15 protein-coding genes and 1 pseudogene are annotated in these 20636 nt (G+C 41.2%); 1 reads left to right on the top strand and 15 read right to left on the bottom strand.

The features are described 5' to 3' along the window. Positions 1 to 28 precede the first annotated feature (28 nt). The 12 genes and pseudogenes from BLP54_RS00650 to gap all read right to left on the bottom strand — a co-directional run bounded on the left by BLP54_RS00650 (position 29) and on the right by gap (position 15692). Entirely contained in the window at positions 29 to 3589 is a 3561-nt protein-coding gene (locus BLP54_RS00650) for a hypothetical protein (RefSeq protein ID WP_090165762.1), read from the bottom strand. 115 nt (positions 3590 to 3704) lie between these two features. Then, positions 3705 to 4367 (bottom strand): annotated as a pseudogene (gene sstT, locus BLP54_RS00645) (serine/threonine transporter SstT); the annotation flags it as partial. Between the two features lie 10 nt (positions 4368 to 4377). After that, positions 4378 to 5832, bottom strand: a complete 1455-nt coding sequence (purB, locus tag BLP54_RS00640; protein WP_090165758.1) for an adenylosuccinate lyase — start codon at positions 5830 to 5832, stop codon at positions 4378 to 4380. Next, positions 5825 to 7270 carry an amidophosphoribosyltransferase gene (gene purF / locus BLP54_RS00635; protein ID WP_176754424.1) on the bottom strand — a complete coding sequence of 482 codons (1446 nt, stop codon included), beginning with the start codon at positions 7268 to 7270 and terminating at the stop codon, positions 5825 to 5827. Before purF ends, purB begins: the two co-directional genes overlap by 8 nt. Positions 7271 to 7303: 33 nt before the next feature. After that, the gene (locus BLP54_RS00630) at positions 7304 to 8170 is read right to left on the bottom strand and encodes a phosphoribosylaminoimidazolesuccinocarboxamide synthase (protein ID WP_090165756.1); all 867 of its coding nucleotides are present in this window, start codon (positions 8168 to 8170) and stop codon (positions 7304 to 7306) included. A gap of 67 nt (positions 8171 to 8237) precedes the next feature. Beyond that, positions 8238 to 9782, bottom strand: coding sequence for a 2,3-bisphosphoglycerate-independent phosphoglycerate mutase (gene gpmI, locus BLP54_RS00625; protein WP_090165754.1), 1545 nt, complete (start codon positions 9780 to 9782; stop codon positions 8238 to 8240). Positions 9783 to 9826: 44 nt separating this feature from the next. Further along, on the bottom strand, positions 9827 to 10099 hold the full coding sequence (locus tag BLP54_RS00620; protein ID WP_090165752.1) for a hypothetical protein: 273 nt from the start codon (positions 10097 to 10099) through the stop codon (positions 9827 to 9829). 3 nt (positions 10100 to 10102) lie between these two features. Next, a complete protein-coding gene (locus tag BLP54_RS00615) occupies positions 10103 to 11203 on the bottom strand; it encodes a CapA family protein (protein WP_090165749.1) in 1101 nt (366 codons plus the stop codon). Continuing rightward, positions 11190 to 12431: a tetratricopeptide repeat protein gene (locus tag BLP54_RS00610; protein WP_090165747.1), complete on the bottom strand. Its 1242-nt coding sequence runs from the start codon at positions 12429 to 12431 to the stop codon at positions 11190 to 11192. Before BLP54_RS00610 ends, BLP54_RS00615 begins: the two co-directional genes overlap by 14 nt. 172 nt (positions 12432 to 12603) lie before the next feature. Continuing rightward, a complete protein-coding gene (gene tpiA / locus BLP54_RS00605; protein WP_090165745.1) occupies positions 12604 to 13350 on the bottom strand; it encodes a triose-phosphate isomerase in 747 nt (248 codons plus the stop codon). Between the two features lie 18 nt (positions 13351 to 13368). Then, positions 13369 to 14592, bottom strand: a complete 1224-nt coding sequence (locus BLP54_RS00600; RefSeq protein ID WP_090165743.1) for a phosphoglycerate kinase — start codon at positions 14590 to 14592, stop codon at positions 13369 to 13371. 83 nt (positions 14593 to 14675) lie between these two features. After that, entirely contained in the window at positions 14676 to 15692 is a 1017-nt protein-coding gene (gene gap / locus BLP54_RS00595; protein ID WP_090165741.1) for a type I glyceraldehyde-3-phosphate dehydrogenase, read from the bottom strand. Between the two features lie 173 nt (positions 15693 to 15865). On the opposite strand from gap, the gene BLP54_RS00590 reads away from it, so the two are divergent. Beyond that, positions 15866 to 16672, top strand: a complete 807-nt coding sequence (locus tag BLP54_RS00590) for a histidinol-phosphatase HisJ family protein (protein WP_090165739.1) — start codon at positions 15866 to 15868, stop codon at positions 16670 to 16672. A gap of 30 nt (positions 16673 to 16702) precedes the next feature. Here the strand turns inward: BLP54_RS00590 and BLP54_RS00585 are convergent, their stop codons facing one another. From BLP54_RS00585 to BLP54_RS00575, 3 genes are all read right to left on the bottom strand, one after another. Beyond that, a complete protein-coding gene (locus BLP54_RS00585) occupies positions 16703 to 17494 on the bottom strand; it encodes a shikimate kinase (RefSeq protein WP_090165737.1) in 792 nt (263 codons plus the stop codon). Between the two features lie 112 nt (positions 17495 to 17606). Continuing rightward, positions 17607 to 19607 (bottom strand): oxidoreductase, encoded by a 2001-nt coding sequence (locus BLP54_RS00580; protein WP_090165735.1) that lies wholly within the window; start codon positions 19605 to 19607, stop codon positions 17607 to 17609. Positions 19608 to 19741: 134 nt separating this feature from the next. Next, entirely contained in the window at positions 19742 to 20626 is an 885-nt protein-coding gene (locus BLP54_RS00575; protein WP_090165733.1) for a LysR family transcriptional regulator, read from the bottom strand. Between the last annotated feature and the right edge of the window lie 10 nt (positions 20627 to 20636).

Raw genomic sequence — 20636 nt, 5'->3', positions numbered from 1 at the left:
CTCGCTTTTCAGCAAGGGAGTCTGTTTGTTATTCAGCTGTCTTTAGTTTTTTCATCCTTCTCATCTTCCTTATCTTTCTTGATGCAAGGAATACAACATCCAGTCCCACTAATGCCCAGAAAAGAATTGGCCACTGATGAGTAACGAAAAACTTAATAGGACTATTTCCTTTTTCGTCGACCTCTTCTTCTATAGGTTCGGAAACAGCAAGTGGTACCACCGGCGTGCTAACCAAAAGATAAGTAGAAAATTGCTCCGAAGATATGGTAACTGTATTTAAGTCTTCATCCTGATCACCTAACAAAGCACTTTCGCCATCATGAACCCTTATCATATAAAAGTCTTGAGCTGAGTTTTTTAGATTGTCAGGTAATTCAAAAACAAACTTGATTGGAGCCAGCGTTTCCGTAACTTCCTTCCAGTCATGAGAATCAAACTTATAGGATATGTTTATATCGAAATATCCCTCTTTCGTCAGATCTGGATATACTTCACTATATTCCAAAAATCCTTTTTCAAATACAGCTTGTTCGGCATCCGGTATACGCTCTTCAAGAGTAGAATTAGTGGCTATCTTTAGCTCAACAAGTCCACCTCTTGAAATCAAATCAATTTGTTCTTCCGTAAGAATGCTCTTTGCAACTGCGTATGCATCTGGTAGCTTTACACCACCATAATCCATTTTATCAAGTTCAATTACAATAACACCCTTACCAACCACAAGTGCTATTGGAACATCCTGTACAGCAATCTCACTTTCCTGCACCGCGGAAGCATCTAACATATCATTGGCATCTATTAGCTCACCACTTGTAGACTCTAATAACTCTTTTAAAGCTGCCTTGGTGTCCTCAGGAAGAGTTTTCCACATGTCGTCCTTGTCTATAAGATCAAAATCTAAGGCTGTGCCTTCACCGTCGACTTCCGTTTTTTTAGAAGTGTTGGATGACTTCTTATTACTGGTCTTCTTTGTAGTTGTTTTTTTAGTAGCTGTTGTAGTCTCTTTTTTCTCTGCTTTTGCTTCTACCTTTACAGTTACATACTTGCTGGCAAAGTTTGAGCCTGTTGCTGCAACTCTGACGAAGTAGGTACCTGCTTTAACAGTAGTGTATGATGCTGACGCCTTTGTATAAGACGATGCTCCACTGGCCTTATATTCCATAGAAGTACTGGTTCCAATTATCTTTCCATCCTCAGCAGTTGAGCTGGATGCATCCTCTGTCGTTAGATTACTAGGACTTGCAGGTCTTTCTGGGATACTTACCTTTACCCATGAACTTGCTTCCTTCCAGTCAGAGGCTTTCCTTCGTCCATAAATATATTTAGCGCTGTTTCGGTCTAGCACTGATGTCAGCTTTAAATTAGCTGTTCCAGAAGAACCAGAACCTGTTGAAATCTCATAATCAGAGCTTATAGCCACTACTTCCATCGGATAATTGTAACTAAGATGCTCTTTTATCTCTGATTCACTGATTGAATCTCCAGGCACCTTCTTTACAGGTCCAACGGAGGCTGACGCTACTGTTATTGCACTTGCTGGGTGACCTTCACCATCAACGTTGGCTGCCTGAGTAGCCCTTACCGTTATATACTTATTATAAGTATTTGTAGGCAGTGTATATCTCACTCCAGTGGCTCCACTTATAGCTGTACTGCCTGCGTACCACTGATAAGTTATGCCAGGTCCTGCATTTACCTGTACCTCCAAAGTATCTCCTATAATAGGCTGGGTTCTGGAAGCAGTAACATTCACAATAACTGGTTTATTTTGTGCGGTCAGTTCAATTACCTGTCTACGCACCGTGTACTCTGCCGTCTTACCCGCAAAAGCTGTGGCGCTTGCTGCATATCGTATCACATAGGTTCCAATTGGCACCTTGGTATATGTGTCATTTGCTCTGGTATAGGTTGTAGCGGAAATCAGCCTGTACTCCATGGCAGAGTTTGTTCCCACTAAGCCACCATTATTCCAATCAGAGGTAACAGCATTCTCTACACTTATCACTGGCGCAGCTGGTCTTTCAGGAATGAATACCGCCAGCCACTCACTGGCAGGTGAGCTTTCAGTAGCCTTTCTTCTTATATAGACTACCCTGTTCACTTCTCTATCTATAATGTCTGTAATAACAAGTGATGTCTGTCCTTCCATAGAAGAATCGGATAAGGCCACCTCATAATCAGCTGTCACATTAATAGTCTCATTTACATAATCATAAATAATGGCTGCAGCCACCTCTTCTGCTGTAATAGTTCCTGCTTCTCTGCCAACAACAGGCTGTGTTGCCTCTGACATAAGAGAAATATCTGTAGCAGGTTTTCCTTCGCCTGCAGCATTTCGAGGCTGTGTTGCCTGAACCTTAATAGTCTTTCCAAGCTCACGATCTGTTAATACCAAGATTTCACTGGTAGCTCCTTCAATGAATACATCATTGGCATACCATTTCCACTGAATGCTTGGCAAAGCATATGTAGACGCGGTCAATCTATCTCCTACCTGTGGAATATCATGACCGTTGGCATTAACAATAAATGGCTTTGTTGCTTCTTCAAGAATTTTGAAATCTATAAAGGTTGCGACTATAGAATCTATATTTGCCGCTGGCATCATAAATTCATAATTACCATCAAGATTTTTAACTGCATCAATTTTATTGCTATTACTATCTGTGACAGCAATAGACGAAAGGACATATCCGACTTTTTCTATTACAGATAAAACTACTTTGTCGCCAACACAGGCATTTGTATTGCCCTCAGCGGTAGACTCTGGCTGCTTAATGATACCTTGTATCTGAATACTGCATTCCGTCTGTGCCGCTTCAGGATAAATTGTAGGTGTAGCAATGGTGTAGCTTACTATCTCTGCAGATGCATCTATAATTGCGTCTCCATTTGGCTGAGTAAAACTACAACTGCCGTCCTCAGAAGGTGATAAGGAAATCTCTGTAAAGGTATCAGCTACGGCAGGTTTTACCGAAAGGCTCTTTACCTGATATCCATCATCAGGTCGAGCTATGACCGAAACAGTATCGTCAACAGAAGGATTATGGTTTGATATTTCAATAGAGATATGTTCAATGCCGTCCCTTACTGTTACTGTCCATTTATCCTTTTCTTCTTCCGTTGGCTGCTGGTTTCCTTCTCCTTCTTCTCCCTCTTCTTCCTCTTCTTCACCGTCTGTATCTTCCCCATCAGAAGATCCTTCTCCGCTCTTTCTTAATTTGACAGACTTCTCCTCCCCATCTTTCTTTTCTCCCTCAGCACCAGTTTCATCAGTAGCCTTTGACTCATCGTCACTTTTTGCTTCTTCTGGTTTAACATCTTCATCAGAATTCTGCCCCTCACCTGACTTGAGTTCCTCAGACTTAGGTTCTTCCTCAGACTTACCTGCCTCATCATTCTTTTGTTCTTCTTTGGAATCAGACTCTTCTCCATCTCCAGCTTTTTCAGAGCTCAATTCCATAATGGTATTTATATTTAAATCCAATTCGTCTGCTTCAGAAAAAAGGAAATTTCTATTTAAATACGCTTGAACTAACACTGCTACCATAGCCAATGCCAGTATTCGTACAAAGAATTTTTTATCCATTTTTTATCACCGCCCCATAGTAATGTTGAATATATTCCATTACTATATATCGGCAAAAAAAATCCCAGTGTGAAGCATCATGCCCCACATTGGGATAGAAAAAATTCAATAAAAATTAGATATCAAGTTTGGTATCTCCGCCTAAAAATGTTGGAAGAGATTTACCCTGCTTCTTCCACTGAGCGTACTCTGCTGTTGCAGCAAACATAACATCACCTGAGGAATTAAGGGCTGTCTCAACAGAATCCTGAACTACACCGATGATAAATCCTACTGCTACTACCTGCATGGCTACATCAGCATTAACTCCGAATAATGAGCAAGCCATTGGGATAAGAAGAAGTGAACCACCAGCAACACCTGAAGCTCCGCAGGCAGCAAGAGTTGCAATGAAAGCAAGGATAAGTGCTGTGGCAAAGGAAACCTGAATTCCTACTGTGTTAGCAGCTGCAAGTGACATTACCGCGATTGTGATAGCTGCACCGTCCATGTTGATAGTTGCACCGAGAGGAATGGATACAGCATACATTTCTGGGTCCATGCCAAGCTTCTCGCAAAGCTCCATGTTTACAGGAATATTTGCAGCTGAACTTCTAGTAAAGAAGGCTGTCACACCTGACTCTCTGAGACATCTGAAAACAAGTGGATATGGATTTCTTCTAAGAACGATTGCTGCAAGAAGTGGATCTACAATAAGTGCAACTGCAAGCATACATCCAACAAGAAGAATTAAAAGCTTTCCATAGTCTGTGAAGATTGACATACCGTTTGTAGATACATTCTCATTATTATACGTTGATTTCTGCTTTTACGCCAAGGATATCCTTATTTGCATCAAGGATTGGTGTAATAACCTCGCGGAGGTAAACCTCTACCTGACGTGGGCTACGTCCAACATAACGTGCAGGCTCCATTGTAGCCTCAAGCTCCTCAAGACCCATTGGGAACTCGTCATCTGCAGCGATAAGCTCAAGAAGGTTGTTCTCCTTACCTTCTACCTTTACGTTCTTTCCTGCCTCCATAGAAAGAGTTCTAATCTTCTCGTGAAGCTCCTGTCTGTTGCCGCCAAGCTTAACAGCATCCATCATGATGTTCTCTGTAGCCATGAATGGAAGCTCAGACATAAGACGCTTTGTAATAACCTTATCGTAAACCACAAGACCGTCTACTACGTTAAGACAAAGATCAAGTACACCATCAGTAGCAAGGAAGCCCTCTGCGATAGAAAGACGCTTGTTAGCAGAATCGTCAAGGGTGCGCTCAAACCACTGAGTAGCTGATGTGATTGCTGGGTTAAGAGCATCAATCATAACGTATCTTGAAAGAGATGCGATTCTTTCACTTCTCATTGGATTTCTCTTATAAGCCATAGCTGATGAACCAATCTGGCTCTTCTCAAATGGTTCTTCTACTTCCTTAAGATGCTGAAGAAGACGAATGTCATTTGACATCTTATGAGCACTGGCTGCAATACCTGCAAGGATATTGCAAACTCTTGTGTCTACCTTACGAGAATATGTCTGGCCTGATACTGGATAGCAAGACTCAAATCCCATTTTCTTTGCGATTGTAGGATCAATCTTGTCGATTGTCTCGTTGTCGCCGTTGAAAAGCTCAAGGAAGCTTGCCTGTGTACCTGTAGTACCCTTTGAACCAAGAAGCTTAAGAGTAGAAAGCACATAATCCAAATCCTCAAGATCCATAACAAACTCATTAAGCCAAAGTGTAGCACGCTTTCCTACTGTTGTAGGCTGTGCTGGCTGAAAATGAGTAAATGCAAGTGTAGGCTGTGCCTTATATTTATCAGCGAATGCAGCAAGCTCAGCAATAACATTTACAAGCTTCTTTCTGATAAGAAGAAGTGCATCACGCATGATAATGATATCTGTATTATCACCAACATAGCAGCTTGTTGCACCAAGGTGAATAATACCTGCTGCCTTTGGACACTGTTTGCCATAAGCATATACATGGCTCATTACATCGTGTCTTACTTCCTTCTCGCGGGCAACAGCAACATCATAATTAATATCCTCAATGTGCTGCTTCATCTCATCAATCATCTCCTGAGTGATGACTGGCTTTCCATCTTGAGAAAGACCAAGCTCCATCTCTGTCTCAGCAAGAGCAATCCAAAGACGACGCCATGTTGAAAACTTCTTATCCTGAGAAAAAATATACTGCATCTCCTTGCTGGCATATCTCTCTGAAAGTGGGCTACTGTATCTATCTGTATTACTCATCATATTCTCCTCTTATATCTTTAGTAGGTGGGTCCATAGGGTAATTTCCATCAAAACAACCATGACAAATCTCCAAACCGTCTACCATCTGCGATAAACGATCAAACTGTAGATATGCCAGCGAATCTGCTCCGATAATTCCGCAGATTTCATCTACTGAGCGATTGTATGCAATAAGCTGCTCTCTGCAAGGTACATCTGTACCGAAATAGCATGGCCACAAGAATGGTGGTGATGAAATTCTAACGTGTACTTCTGTAGCGCCTGCATCTCTAAGCATCTTAACAATTCTATCTGATGTGGTACCACGTACGATGGAATCATCAATCATTATGATACGCTTTCCTGCAACAACCTCTCTAAGGGCGTTAAGCTTAACCTGAACTGAAGACTCTCTGCTCTTCTGCTTAGGCTTAATGAATGTTCGTCCTACGTAGCTATTCTTAATGAAGGCTGTTCCATATGGAATACCTGACTCCATAGAATAACCAAGCGCAGCCGCATTACCAGACTCTGGTACGCCAACTACAAGGTCTGCCTCTACAGGAGAATCCTGTGCAAGGAAACGTCCTGCTTTAATACGTGCATCATATACAGATTTTCCATCAAAGGTACTGTCTGTTCTTGCAAAATAAATGTATTCGAAAATACAACGACCATGTTCATTTTTAGGAACACATCTGCTCTTATCTGATTTAATTCCAAAATCAGGAGAAATAGTAACAATCTCACCTGGCTCAACATCACGAACAAACTCCGCTCCGATAGTATCAAGAGCACAGGTCTCAGATGCTATAACATAAGCATTATCACGCTTACCAATACAAAGAGGTCTGAAGCCCTGTGGATCGCGGGCTGCAATAAGCTTTCTTGGTGACATTACTACCAGCGAATATGCTCCCTTTATTCTGTCACAAGCTTTTGCAACAGCTTCCTCAACTGAAGCACTCTTAAGTCGCTCTCTTGCGATAAGGTATGCAATAGTTTCAGAATCGATAGTAGTCTGGAAAATAGCACCTGTCATTGAAAGCTCTTCACGAAGCTCATCGGCATTGATAAGATTTCCATTATGTGCCATTCCAAGAAGACCCTTCCAATAAGAAAGCACAAGTGGCTGTGCATTCTCACGACAGGAAGAACCAGCAGTGGAATATCTGGTGTGACCCACACCGATATCTCCGTGCATGCTCTCTAATATTTCCTGATTAAAAACTTCATTAACAAGGCCCATGTCTTTATGCAAAGCATAGTTACGCTTTGGACCATTAGTATCTGATACGGCGATACCGCAGCTCTCCTGTCCTCTGTGCTGTAAAGCAAAAAGGCCATAATAAATAGAGGAGGCAACGTCCCCACCGTCGAAATCATACATAGCAAAGACGCCGCACTCCTCATGCAGTCCGTCCCATGGCATGTCCTTTAAGTTAAAATCTCCCATTAATTACTCCTATTACTTTAATCCGAAATATGTCTAGATACTGAGTTCCTTACCTGTAAGTAATTTATACGCTTCAAGGTACTTATCGATGGTCTTATCAATTACATCCTGTGGAAGGAGGTAATCAGACTCTGGATTTGCCTTGAGCCAGTCGCGTACAAACTGCTTATCGAAGGATGGCTGACCGTGGCCTGCCTCATATCCTTCTAGTGGCCAGAAACGTGAGCTATCTGGTGTAAGCATTTCGTCAGCAAGTACTACATTGCCTGCCTCATCAAGACCAAACTCAAACTTTGTATCTGCAATGATGATACCCTTTGTGAGAGCATAATCAGCGCACTTCTTATAAAGAGCAATTGTATTATCACGGAGAGCAGTAGCGTACTCTAAACCGTGACCTGGAAATTCCTTTTCAAGAACTTCAATGGAACGCTCGAAAGAGATATTTTCATCATGATCACCAATTTCTGCCTTAGTTGAAGGAGTGTAGATAGGCTCAGGGAGCTTATCAGATTCCTTAAGACCTGCTGGAAGCTCTATACCACAAACAGTACCGTTCTCTTTGTAGCTAGCCCAGCCAGAGCCTGTGATGTAACCGCGAACGATGCACTCGATTGGAAGCATTGTGAGCTTCTTGCACATCATTGACTTGCCTTTGTATTCTTCGTTCTGGAAGAACTCAGGCATATCCTTTACATCTGTTGAAAGCATGTGATTTGGAACGATGTCCTTTGTAAGGTCGAACCAGAACTTAGACATCTGTGTAAGAACAGCACCCTTATTTACTATCTTATTCTTTAAAATAACATCGAATGCAGATATACGATCTGTTGCCACCATGATAATGCTATCTCCGTTATCGTATACTTCTCTTACTTTTCCCTCTTTAATTGGTTTCATAATCAAATCCTCTCTCTTTTTATTTAGTTTATTTTAATCGCTCTGCCTCCTAAAAGGAGGCGAACAACTATTTCTTAATTAAAAGTGACTTACCAGTCATCTCCTTTGGCTGCTCAAGACCCATGATCTCGATAAGTGTAGGAGCGATATCACACAATGCGCCGCCTTCGCGAAGTGTGTAAGCCTCATCATAGTTAACTAAGATAAATGGAACAGGATTTGTTGTGTGAGCTGTGTGTGGCTCTCCTGTCTCATAATCAATCATCTTCTCAGCATTTCCGTGGTCAGCACAGATGAACAACGCTCCGTCCTTCTCCTTTACTGCCTCTACTGCCTCTCCTACAAGTGAGTCAACACGCTCTACAGCTGCAACAGCTGCCTCTATGACGCCAGTATGACCTACCATATCTGGGTTAGCAAAGTTGATAACGATAACATCGTACTTATCAGACTTGATAGCCTCTACAAGCTTTGCGCCAACCTCTGGTGCCGACATTTCAGGCTTAAGGTCATATGTAGCTACATCCTTTGGTGAGTTAACAAGGATTCTCTCCTCGTCCTTGTTAGGCTCTTCAACACCACCGTTGAAGAAGAATGTAACGTGTGCGTATTTTTCTGTCTCAGCAAGTCTAAGCTGCTTTAAGCCGCTGTTTGCAAGGAACTCGCCGAAAGTATTTGTAATGCTCTCCTTCTCGAAAGCAATGTGCTTGTTAGGGATTGTCTCATCGTAATCCTTGAAGCAAGCATAATATAAATTAAGGAATTCTCTATCGAATCCTGTGAACTTGTCATCGCAGAATGCTCTTGTAATTTCACGAGCACGGTCTGGACGGAAGTTGAAGAATACAACTGAATCGCCGTTCTTAACAACTGAAAGTGGAGTTCCATCAGCATAAGTGATAACTGTTGGAAGTACGAACTCATCAGTAACACCTTCATCATAAGAAGCCTGCATAGCATCCTGAACTGAAGTAGCCTTAACGCCCTCACCCTTAACAAGTGAATCGTAAGCCTTCTGTACACGATCCCAGTTGTTATCTCTATCCATAGCGTAGTAACGACCAGAGATAGATGCAATTGCACCAACTCCGATTTCATCCATCTTGCTCTGAAGCTGAGCTAAGAAATCCTTACCAGAAGCTGGTGGTGTATCTCTACCATCAAGGAAGGCGTGAACGAATACCTTTGTAAGACCGTTCTTCTTGCACATCTCAAGCATTCCATAAAGGTGCTCGATGTGGCTGTGAACGCCACCGTCAGAAAGAAGACCCCAAAGATGTAAATCAGAATCATTCTTTTTGCAGTTTTCAATTGCCTCAAGAAGAACCTTGTTCTCGAAGAACTCGCCATCATTGATAGCCTTAGTGATTCTTGTGAGATCCTGGTAGATGATACGGCCTGCGCCGATATTCATATGTCCTACCTCTGAATTTCCCATCTGGCCATCTGGAAGACCAACAAACATACCTGATGCCTGGCCCGGAACAAATGGGCACTCAGCCATAAGCTTATCCATAACAGGTGTCTTTGCCATTGCAATGGCGTTTCCCTTAGGATTGTCATTAAGACCATATCCATCGAGAACCATAAGTACTACAGGTTTCTTACTCATAGTAATTCCTCCTTAAATGTCTAGTGTAATACTAGTTCATTATTCTATTGTTTTTTTGTAATATGTCCCTTTTTATCTATCTTAGCAGTGCTAGAAAGACTATTGAGACTGTCTATGATATCGCTATATGCTTTATCGTTTTTATTTAAAAGGCGCGTAACACCTGATGAGAATTCACAAGGTATGAACGCTGCATCAATCTGTCCGTCCTTTGAAATCTTAATCTGAGCTAAACCAGTATGATAATCTGCTGGCATTTCTCCTGTAATAGAGAACCAATAATTACCAAGGCTGTAGAAAATAGGAACATTATCCATATATTATACTGTTTGTAAGCAGTGAGTGTGACCACCGATAATAACATCTGCCCCTGCCTCTACGAAGCTTCTTGCAAGATTTATCTGGTCCTCTCCATAATTAGCATTTCCCTCAGTACCCCAGTGTGGAATAACAATTACGTAATCCGAATTTGCTTTTGCTTCTCGAATTACTCCACAGAAAATTTCTGGATGAAGACATTTCAAAACACCTGGTAAAGTGTCTGTCGCCTCCTGTGTGAAATTGAGGGTTCGTTCTATCTGTGTAGCAGAACAAATAGCTATTTTTTTGCCTGCTGCTATGAAATAAACTGGCTTTTTGGCTTCTTCTAAATTTCTGCCCGCGCCTACATAAGGCATCTTAGCATCTTCCAGTGTATCAAGTGTGTCCTTTAAACCAGTTTCGCCGTAATCAAATACGTGATTGTTAGCAACACTAACAATATCAACGCCAAGCTCCTCTAAAAGAGAAACTCTGCTTGGGTCTCCTCTGAAGGTATATGCCTTTCCTTCAAGAGCAGCACCTCTTGTGGTGTATGCAAACTCATTGTTAATCATCATTATATCTGCTGAACGCATCTCTTCCAATAAATCCTCTGAGAAGCAATCAGTAATTCCATTAATCTGATGATCCATATATTCTGTGGTTGCAACATCATTTGCAAATGAGATATCTCCTGTGAAATCCAGGACTACCTCATCATCACAATCTATTTCATAGGTATTACCTAATGAATAGCTCTGAATACCTGTACTTTTACAGTACTCATACCAAAGAACATGTATGCTCTTTCCAGTAAGTTCATACCAAATATCAGGAGTTTCAAAATTAGCATAGCTGGCAATTTCTTCAATAACACTATCTCCATATTCTGATGTAACCAATGCTAAAAAGGACTCATCTATAGGATGTCCGCCAATAAATTCTTTGGTACTATTGTTCAAAATAGTATCCCATGCATCTCCCAAATCTGCTATCTGCAATTTCTTTGGCTGACTTTCTTTTAAATTAAAAGAACTTACGATGCCTTCCTTTGCACCGCAACCGGAAAGTAAAACACTACATGTCAAAACTAAAGCTAAGCCTAAATTACATTTCCTCATTAATCTGTGCCTTCACTCGGACAACAGCCTCAGTGGCGCCTTCATATCCTGAATTTGCCGCCATTTCGTAGTAGGACAAAGCTGTTTCCAAATTCCTCTCAACCCCATATCCATTTTCGTATAGAAAACCTAAATTTACCTGGGCGATGGCATATCCCTGCAATGCTGCAAGCTTCTGATAATAAACCGCCGAAGCAAAGTCTACATCTACACCATATCCATTGTAATAAAGGTAACCAATCTGATTAAGTGCTGGAGCAAAATCAAAGTCTGCTGCCTTTAAGTAGTACTCCATTGCCTTCTCATAATCCTTGTCAACACCGATGCCCTTTTCGTACATCTGTCCGATGTAATAGCTGGCCTTTGGTGATGAATTATCTGATGCTACAGTCAAATGCTCCATAGCCGCATCAGTATCAACGCCTACTCCATAACCCTTAATATACATAAGTGCAATGGCAATATTAGAAAGATTAATTGAATCTCTATCATTTAATGCTGTGCTAGTACTTCTAACTACTCTATTGTAATAGTCGTAAGCCTTTTTATAATCCTGAGTAACACCGATACCCTTCTCATAGATGTAGCCAAGATAATAGCCACCATCTAAATCTCCTGCCTGCTGAGCAACGATAAGTAAGTCTACGATCTGTGAAAGCTCATTTTCATCAGTATCATTCTCAGAATCCTTCTTAGTCGACTTCTTTTCATTTGCTGTAGCATGCTCTGTGGTATCTTCTTCAAGCTCAGTTTCTGCAGCTTCATAGTCTCCCTTTTTAAGTAATACACGTGCAAGACCAACCTTTGCATTAACTGAACCTGCATCAATAGCTGATTTAAAAAGCTCTTCTGCTTTGTCCAGATTCTGTTCAACACCTGCACCTGTAAGATAGAAATAACCAAGTGCATCTGTTCCTTCTACGCTGCCTGAATCAGATGCCATCTGGTACCATGAGATAGCTTCTGCAAAATTCTGCTTAACATCCTCTGTACCATACTCAAGCATTCTTCCAAGCATAACCTGAGCCTCTGTATCGCCCTGATAAGCAAGTACTTCAAGCTCACTATATGAAAGGACTGTATAGTCCTCAACCTCTACATCATCAAAAGCAACCTGCTCTGTGGTATCAACTGCCTCTTCTGTCTGTTCGGCATCATCCTTGCCACAAGCTGTGAATGCTAAAAAACAAAATCCTGATATAAGAAATAAACGAGATAATCGTCTCATAAAATAACTCCTTCTGGCACTAAACGTCCATCAGCGCAAATTATATCATAAAAATATGGCAAATAAAATAAAAATAGCGCACCAGATGACTGGTGCGCATGTAAAACTTTAGGAGTTTTTCTTACTTATAATTGACAATTTTAACAAAGTCATTGATAAAACTCATTAAATTTTAAGCATTAACGATTTTTCCGAAGTCTGGCTTAAGTGAAGCACCACCGATAAGACCACCATCGATGTTTGGCTTGCTAAGAAGCTCAGCAGCGTTACCAGCGTTCATAGAACCGCCGTACTGAATACGAACAGCCTCTGCTGTAGCACCATCATAAAGCTTAGCAATAAGCTCACGGATGAATCCACAAACTTCTTCAGCCTGATCAGCTGTAGCTGTCTCACCTGTACCGATAGCCCAGATTGGCTCATAAGCGATAACAAGATTCTTAACCTGATCAGCTGTAACACCTGAAAGGTCCCAAGTGATCTGACGCTCGATCCACTCCTTGTATGTGCCAGCCTTGCGAAGAGCAAGAGACTCACCACAGCAAAGGATTGGTGTAAGACCAGCAGCGAATGCCTTCTTAACCTTAGCGTTGATAAGGATATCATCCTCACCAAAGATATCTCTTCTCTCAGAGTGTCCCATGATAACGTACTTAACACCAGCGTCAACAAGCATAGGAGCTGAAATCTCGCCTGTGAAAGCACCCTTATCCTCGATGTAGAAGTTCTCAGCACCAACGTTTACGTTTGTACCCTTAACAGCCTCTACTACAGGAACGATGTCGATTGCAGGTACGCAGTAAACTACGTCTACATCATCGTTCTTTACTAAATCCTTAAGCTCAGCAACAAGCTTTACAGCCTCAGAAGGTGTCATGTTCATCTTCCAGTTGCCGGCAATAATTCTTCTTCTTGCCATTTTTATTTTCCTCTTTTCTTATTTATCATCTGCTGCGTAAACGCCTGGAAGCTCCTTACCCTCAAGGAACTCAAGTGAAGCACCACCACCTGTAGAGATGTGGCTCATCTTGTCAGCAAATCCCATCTGGTTAACAGCTGCTGCTGAATCACCACCACCGATGATTGTTGTAGCGTCTGTCTCAGCAAGAGCCTTAGCTACAGACTCTGTACCTACAGCAAGTGCTGGGTTCTCGAAAAGACCCATTGGTCCGTTCCAAAGAACTGTCTTAGCTGTCTTAACCTTGTTAGAGAAAAGCTCTACTGTCTTAGGTCCGATATCGCAACCCATTCTGTCAGCTGGCATCTTGTCTGAATCATATACTACAGTCTCAACTGGAGCATCGATTGGATCTGGGAACTCTGCAATTGTAACAGCATCTGTAGGGAGAAGAATCTCCTTACCCATGCTCTTAGCCTTCTCAAGCATCTCCTTGCAGTAATCAAGCTTTGTATCATCACAAAGTGATGTTCCGATTTCATATCCCATAGCCTTCTGGAATGTGTAAGACATACCACCACCAATGATAAGTGTGTCGCACTTCTCAAGAAGGTTGTTGATAACGTTAAGCTTATCAGCTACCTTAGCACCACCAAGGATAGCTACGAATGGACGTACAGGATTCTCAACAGCGTTGCCAAGGAAGTCGATTTCCTTCTGCATAAGGTATCCAACTACGTTAGAACCACCCTTAGCTGTGATGAACTTTGTAACACCAGCTACAGAAGCGTGTGCTCTGTGTGATGAACCGAAAGCATCGCATACATAATCATCAGCAAGATCAGCGAGCTCCTTAGAGAATGCCTCACCGTTCTTTGTCTCTTCCTCGCCACGGAAACGAGTATTCTGAAGAAGAACTACATCTCCTTCCTTCATAGCCTCAACTGCCTTTGTAGCAGCCTCGCCTGTTACGTTGTAATCAGAAACGAAAACAACTTCCTTACCAAGCTTCTCTGAAAGACGCTTAGCAACTGGAGCAAGTGACTCGCCCTCGTTAGGACCATTCTTTACCTTACCAAGGTGTGAGCAAAGGATAACCTTTCCACCATCAGCAATAAGCTTGTTGATTGTAGGAAGAGCTGCCTTGATACGTGTATCATCTGTAATCTCGCCAGCCTTAAGTGGTACATTAAAATCACAACGAACGAGAACACGGCGACCCTTTACGTTGATATCATCAACTGTCTTTTTGTTTAATGCCATTTTTATTATTCCTCCTTAATAAAAAAGGGGTCCGGTCCATGTGGACCGGACCCCTAATAAAGTCGTTAATTTCGATAAACGAATTAAGCAAGCTCTGAGAAGTACTTGATTGTACGAACCATCTGTGATGTGTAGCTGTTCTCGTTATCATACCAAGAAACAACCTGTACCTCGTACTGATCATCAGAAACCTTAGAAACCATTGTCTGTGTAGCATCGAAGAGAGAACCAAATCTCATACCTACGATATCTGAAGAAACGATTTCATCCTCGTTGTAACCGAATGACTCGTTAGCTGCTGCCTTCATAGCTGCGTTGATACCCTCAACAGTAACATCCTTCTTGTTTACTACTGCTGTAAGGATTGTTGTAGAACCTGTTGGTGTAGGAACACGCTGAGCAGATCCGATAAGCTTTCCGTTAAGCTCTGGGATAACAAGGCCGATAGCCTTTGCAGCACCTGTTGAGTTAGGAACGATGTTAACTGCTGCTGCACGTGAACGACGAAGATCACCCTTTCTCTGTGGGCCATCAAGTGTCATCTGATCACCTGTGTAAGCATGGATTGTTACCATGATACCAGACTGGATTGGAGCGTACTTGTTAAGTGCGTCAGCCATAGGTGCTAAGCAGTTTGTTGTACATGAAGCTGCTGAAATGATTGTATCATCAGCCTTAAGTGTTGTGTGGTTTGTATTGTAAACGATTGTAGGAAGATCGTTTCCTGCAGGAGCAGAGATAACAACCTTTCTAGCACCAGCATTGATGTGAGCCTGTGCCTTTTCCTTTGATGTGTAGAATCCTGAACACTCAAGAACTACGTCTACCTTAAGCTCACCCCATGGGCAATTGTTTGCATCTGGGAATGCATAAATCTTGATTTCCTTACCGCAAACGATGATTGAATCATCTGTGCAAGAAACCTCATCTGCATGCTCGTACTTTCCCTGTGATGAATCATACTTTAAAAGATGTGCTAACATCTTTGGGCTAGTTAAGTCGTTGATTGCTACTACTTCGTAACCTTCTGCACCGAACATCTGACGGAATGCAAGACGTCCGATACGGCCAAAACCGTTAATTGCTACTCTTACTGCCATTTTTAAATCCTCCTAAAGATTCTTTTAAAATATTAATTTTTCGAAGTGCCACAAAAATGCACCCCGTATGTACTACATTTTAAACAAAACCAATTTATAATTCAAGCCCAAAATGAAATTATTGTTAAAATTTTCTCAATCTGCTAGAATTAGCGTCAAAAGGAGGCAGAATTATGTTTTGGGACAATCACATGCACAGTAATTTTTCAGGGGATTCAAAGGCCGAACCCATTGATATGATAAACGCAGCTCGCGCAAAAAAACTTCGAGGTATCACCTTCACAGACCATATGGATTTGGACTATCCTCCTAAATATGGCTTTTTCGAACTTGACCCCTACAGCTATTACGAAGCGCAGCACAGGCTTGCTATAGAACAATCTAATGATAGCTTCACAGTATTAACCGGAATTGAGCTTGGGATTCAGCCACATATTGCAGCTGACATATATAAGGTAGCTAAAGATATTCCTTTCGACTTTATAATAGGAAGTACTCATCTCATTGATAAGCAGGATCCATATTTTGATACCTTTTGGGAATCCGGAGATGCGAAGCAGCTTCTCACCCGCTACTACGAATGTGTTTTAGAGAATATTTCAGCATTTACAGACTTTGATACTGTTGCACATTTGGATTACGCCTTCAGATATGCAAAGGATCCTAAGGTAAAAGAAGATACTCATCAGCCTTACTTTGAAATTGTCGATGAGATTCTTAATAAGATAATAAAGATGGATAAATCACTGGAAATAAATACTGGCGGTCTTAGAAAAGGGCTGGCAAATCCTAATCCTGCATTATCCATCGTAAAACGATACCATGAGCTTGGTGGAAAAATGATAACCCTTGGCGCTGATGCCCACGAACCAGCTCACGTTGCTGCAGATTTTGAAAAGCTTCCTGATATGCTAAATACCTGCGGCTTCAAAGAATTTATGGTTTACAAAAACAGAAAGCCTGAAGCTTATCCTCTATAGGAAAAGCTCAGGCTTTTTTATCGTCCTATTCTATTTGTTGTCTGCATCGAACTTCAAAAGTGAATTTACAAGTTCCTCGCAGATTTCCAGCTCTGACTTATTATCCGTCTCAATAATAATATCAGCTGCTGCCATGTATTTTTCACGGCGCTTCAGCATAAGCTCCTCGATAAATTCCACATTTTTATTATTCTCAATGAGTGGTCTGTCGTGACTGTCCTTAACACGATCAAGGATTGTCTCAGGTTTTGCAGTAAGAAGAACAACACGACCATTCTTCTTCATTTCTACCACATTGCACTCTCGCATTGGAGTACCACCGCCGCAGGAAATAACTACATTATGCTTTGTCTGCATCTCCTTCAAAAGATTAGTTTCAGCATTTCTAAAATGTTCCTCGCCATATACCTCAAAAATATCAGAGATGCTCATTCCCTCTCTCTCAGAGATAACCTGATCCATTTCCACCACATCCATGGCAAAACATGTGCTGAGGTAATCAGATATAGTAGTCTTACCTGCTCCCATGAAACCAATTAGTACAATATTGTAATTAAAAAGATGTCTTGCCTGAATACGCTTAGAGTTTTCAACAATACTCTTAAAAACATTTTGTACTTCCTTGCCGTGACGCTTTCCTTCAAGACTGGCCTTTAACCAATTCTCGCGCTTTTCATCCTGCTCCGGCTGTAATATCTGAAGACCATTAGCTTCCTTATAAGCCATAATCTCTTCAACAATGCTATTTCTCATTAAAAGCGCATTTAATATTATCTCATCATTCTGTCCTAAGTGTTCACGTAACATCTTTAATTGGTCCATAACAGCTTCTCCTTCACTTTAGTGCTTTAAATTGTAACACTAATATTAACAAAAAAACAGACAGATTGAAACCCATAATTTCAATCTGTCTGTAATTATATCAGATTATATCTTAAAGAAACTCATGCTTCTCAAGAACCTTAATAATATCACGGCCCTCTTCTGTTCCCTCAATGATACGACGAGCACGCTTAGAATCGCCAATGTTGTAAATTTCAACATCAGTATCAGCAAATGCCTCTTCAAGATCATTGATGATAGGTGTGTTAGCTCTCATACCAAGACATACGAAACCATAATCGAAGTCGATGTTCTCGATATTGCCCTCTGGAGTCTTAACGATAAACTTGTCGTTGCAAACTTCCTGAAGAGCAGTATTTGTCATCTGACGAACATTGTACTTCTTCATCTTAGCAGCTGTATCACACTTAGTAATAGGATCAAGACCATTACCGATGATTGGAAGCATCTCGATGATAGTAACCTCGCAACCTCTCTCTGTAAAGAATTCCATTACATCAAGACCTACGGCGCCACCACCAACTACAGCAACCTTCTTACCCTTCATATCCTCTGGGTAATCATTGATTCTTTCGATCATCTTGATAACTGTAGCTACATTAGAATCTTCCTTGTCTACAAGATCCATAAGACCTGTAATTGGAGGAAGTGTAGGATTTGAACCTGTAGCATTAACAATAATATCAGGCTTTAATCCCTTAACCTGCTCTACTGTAGTGTCGTTGTCTGTGAATACAAACAGATTCTTGAGCTTGCTAGCACGGTTAATCATGTACTTAGGGAAATCAGCAAGTCTCTTCTTATCAGGAATCTTAGAAATCTGAACAGAAAGACCTCCAAGCTCATGCTTCTTCTCAAGAAGGAAAGTAGTACATCCTACCTCAGCTGCTGTACAAGCTGCCTCAAGACCAGCAGTACCACCACCGATTACAACTACGTTGCAAGGCTTATTGATTTTTCTCTTATAATATTCATCATTTGCATTAACTGCAGGGTTAACTGTACATCTGATTGGAATATTAAGACCAATTCTGTGACCAGCGCAACCAACGTTACAAGAGATACACTTTCTAAGCTCGTCTTCTCTATTGAACTCTACCTTATTTACCCAAGCTGGATCTGCGATAAGTCCACGACCCATACCGATGATATCTGCGTCGCCCTTCTCAAGAATTTCCTCAGCGACCTTAGGATCACGAATATTCCCCATTGTTACACATGGCTTACCATATTTTTCCTTAACAGCCTTTGCCATGTATGAACGCCATCCATCTGGAAGATAATTTGCATCAATCTGGTACTGTATAGAACCATTAAGACCAGCTGAAACATCAAACACATCAACCTCTTCCTGGAAATACTGAAGATAATCTAAGGTATCCTCAAGAGTGTTACCACCTTCCATAAATTCGTCAGCAGAAATACGAACAAAGATTGGGAAGAATGGCCCCACCTGCTTTCTAACCTCTTCGATAACAAGCTTTGTAAAACGAGCTCTGTTCTCTGCAGAACCGCCAAACTCATCTGTACGCTTATTAGTTGTAGGTGAAAGGAACTGGCTAAGAAGATATGAATGACCTGCATGAATCTCAACGCAGTCGAAGCCGGCTGTCTGAGCACGCTTTGCAGCCTCACCATACTTCTTAACGATCTCATAAATCTCTTCCTTCTCAAGTGGACGTGGAGTCTCTCCGCCAGCCTTTGAAGGAATATCAGATGCTGAAACTGGCTGCATACCTGTACGTGCAGAAACAGCTGATGCACCTGCATGGTTAATCTGGATACCTACGCAAGCACCGTGCTTGTGCATTCTCTCAGTAAAATACCATAAACGTGGAATGTAATTGTCGTGATCAATTCTTAGCTGAGTTGTACCATTTGAACCCTGTGGTGAAAATACGCTGGCATTTTCTACCATTAAAAGACCTGTGCCACCTTTAGCACGCTGCTCATAATAATCGATATGCACAAAAGTCATCTCGCCATTCTGATCACCATAGTTTGTTCCCATTGGTGTCATCATAACACGATTCTTAAGTGTCATACGACGAATTGTAAGTGGTTCAAAAATGTGTGGATACTTAGTTTTCATAATTTAGACGCTCCTATTAAATAAACAATTATTTACGTAGAGCTATTCAGAATTTAAAAAAAGCGGGCATGCTTCTTATAATAGAAGTATAATCCCGCTTTAACTAATAAATCCAATGCATTTTTTGCAAATTATTAATGCATTGAGTGTACTAATATAAAATCTATCATACGCTGAACCGCTGGCATTTGGTATCTTCCTTTTATGTATGCCATGTAAACAGTGTGTGAAACGTACTGTTCTGTTGAAAGCTTCCTTATAGTAACATCCTCTCTATGTATAGAAGTTACATCTGCAACCAAAGCTATTCCAAAGTCCGCGGCAACTAGGGAAGCAATGCCATTTTCATCAGGTGATTCGCAAATAAAATTAGGTTCAACATCATTATGAGTAAAGAAATCTCTGGTAAGTCGGCCTAAACCTGAGTTTCTTGTATAGCCTAACACAGGATACTTAGAAAAAGCGCTGGCATCAATCAGATCACACTCTTCCAGAGGATGTCCCTTTGGCATAATAACCACAAGCTCCTGTTGCATAACAGGAATAAACTTAATATTAGGCTCATCTTTAACAAAGGAACCAAATATAATATCGTAATTACCCGCCTTTAAGCCTTCTATATTTCTAGAGGTAATATCCTGATGGAAGGTAAAGGTGACAGCCTGATTCTTCTCTTCTAATAAGAAGGCTCTGCACATATTAGGAATAAAGGACCCAGCAAGAGGAGCCACATAGGCAAGATCAATGTGTCCTCCAGAACCTGATAGCTGATGCATCTTTCTATCACACTGATTTACTTCTCTAAGAATCTTATCAACATGCTCAAAAAAGATATCCCCTGTTTTTGTAAGCACAACATTTCTACCTGTCTTTTCAAACAGAACAACTCCAAGCTCGCTCTCTAATGAACCAATGGAACGACTCAAAGATGGCTCCGATATATGAAGCTTCTCTGCTGCCTGGTTGAAATGCTGTAGCTTAGCTGCCTCATAAAAATACGTGAGTTGATTTAATGTCATTTTGGACTCC

Source organism: Pseudobutyrivibrio sp. 49, from assembly GCF_900100545.1.
Taxonomy (GTDB): Bacteria; Bacillota; Clostridia; order Lachnospirales; family Lachnospiraceae; genus Pseudobutyrivibrio.
This window is presented reverse-complemented; position numbering and strand designations above follow the sequence as displayed.

What these genes read in the sequence shown, in the direction of transcription:
- BLP54_RS00650 (WP_090165762.1), bottom strand. Translation starts at nt 3,589, where the DNA reads ATGGATAAAAAATTCTTTGTACGAATACTGGCATTGGCTATGGTAGCA.
- purB (WP_090165758.1), bottom strand. Translation starts at nt 5,832, where the DNA reads ATGAGTAATACAGATAGATACAGTAGCCCACTTTCAGAGAGATATGCC.
- purF (WP_176754424.1), bottom strand. Translation starts at nt 7,270, where the DNA reads ATGGGAGATTTTAACTTAAAGGACATGCCATGGGACGGACTGCATGAG.
- BLP54_RS00630 (WP_090165756.1), bottom strand. Translation starts at nt 8,170, where the DNA reads ATGAAACCAATTAAAGAGGGAAAAGTAAGAGAAGTATACGATAACGGA.
- gpmI (WP_090165754.1), bottom strand. Translation starts at nt 9,782, where the DNA reads ATGAGTAAGAAACCTGTAGTACTTATGGTTCTCGATGGATATGGTCTT.
- BLP54_RS00620 (WP_090165752.1), bottom strand. Translation starts at nt 10,099, where the DNA reads ATGGATAATGTTCCTATTTTCTACAGCCTTGGTAATTATTGGTTCTCT.
- BLP54_RS00615 (WP_090165749.1), bottom strand. Translation starts at nt 11,203, where the DNA reads ATGAGGAAATGTAATTTAGGCTTAGCTTTAGTTTTGACATGTAGTGTT.
- BLP54_RS00610 (WP_090165747.1), bottom strand. Translation starts at nt 12,431, where the DNA reads ATGAGACGATTATCTCGTTTATTTCTTATATCAGGATTTTGTTTTTTA.
- tpiA (WP_090165745.1), bottom strand. Translation starts at nt 13,350, where the DNA reads ATGGCAAGAAGAAGAATTATTGCCGGCAACTGGAAGATGAACATGACA.
- BLP54_RS00600 (WP_090165743.1), bottom strand. Translation starts at nt 14,592, where the DNA reads ATGGCATTAAACAAAAAGACAGTTGATGATATCAACGTAAAGGGTCGC.
- gap (WP_090165741.1), bottom strand. Translation starts at nt 15,692, where the DNA reads ATGGCAGTAAGAGTAGCAATTAACGGTTTTGGCCGTATCGGACGTCTT.
- BLP54_RS00590 (WP_090165739.1), top strand. Translation starts at nt 15,866, where the DNA reads ATGTTTTGGGACAATCACATGCACAGTAATTTTTCAGGGGATTCAAAG.
- BLP54_RS00585 (WP_090165737.1), bottom strand. Translation starts at nt 17,494, where the DNA reads ATGGACCAATTAAAGATGTTACGTGAACACTTAGGACAGAATGATGAG.
- BLP54_RS00580 (WP_090165735.1), bottom strand. Translation starts at nt 19,607, where the DNA reads ATGAAAACTAAGTATCCACACATTTTTGAACCACTTACAATTCGTCGT.
- BLP54_RS00575 (WP_090165733.1), bottom strand. Translation starts at nt 20,626, where the DNA reads ATGACATTAAATCAACTCACGTATTTTTATGAGGCAGCTAAGCTACAG.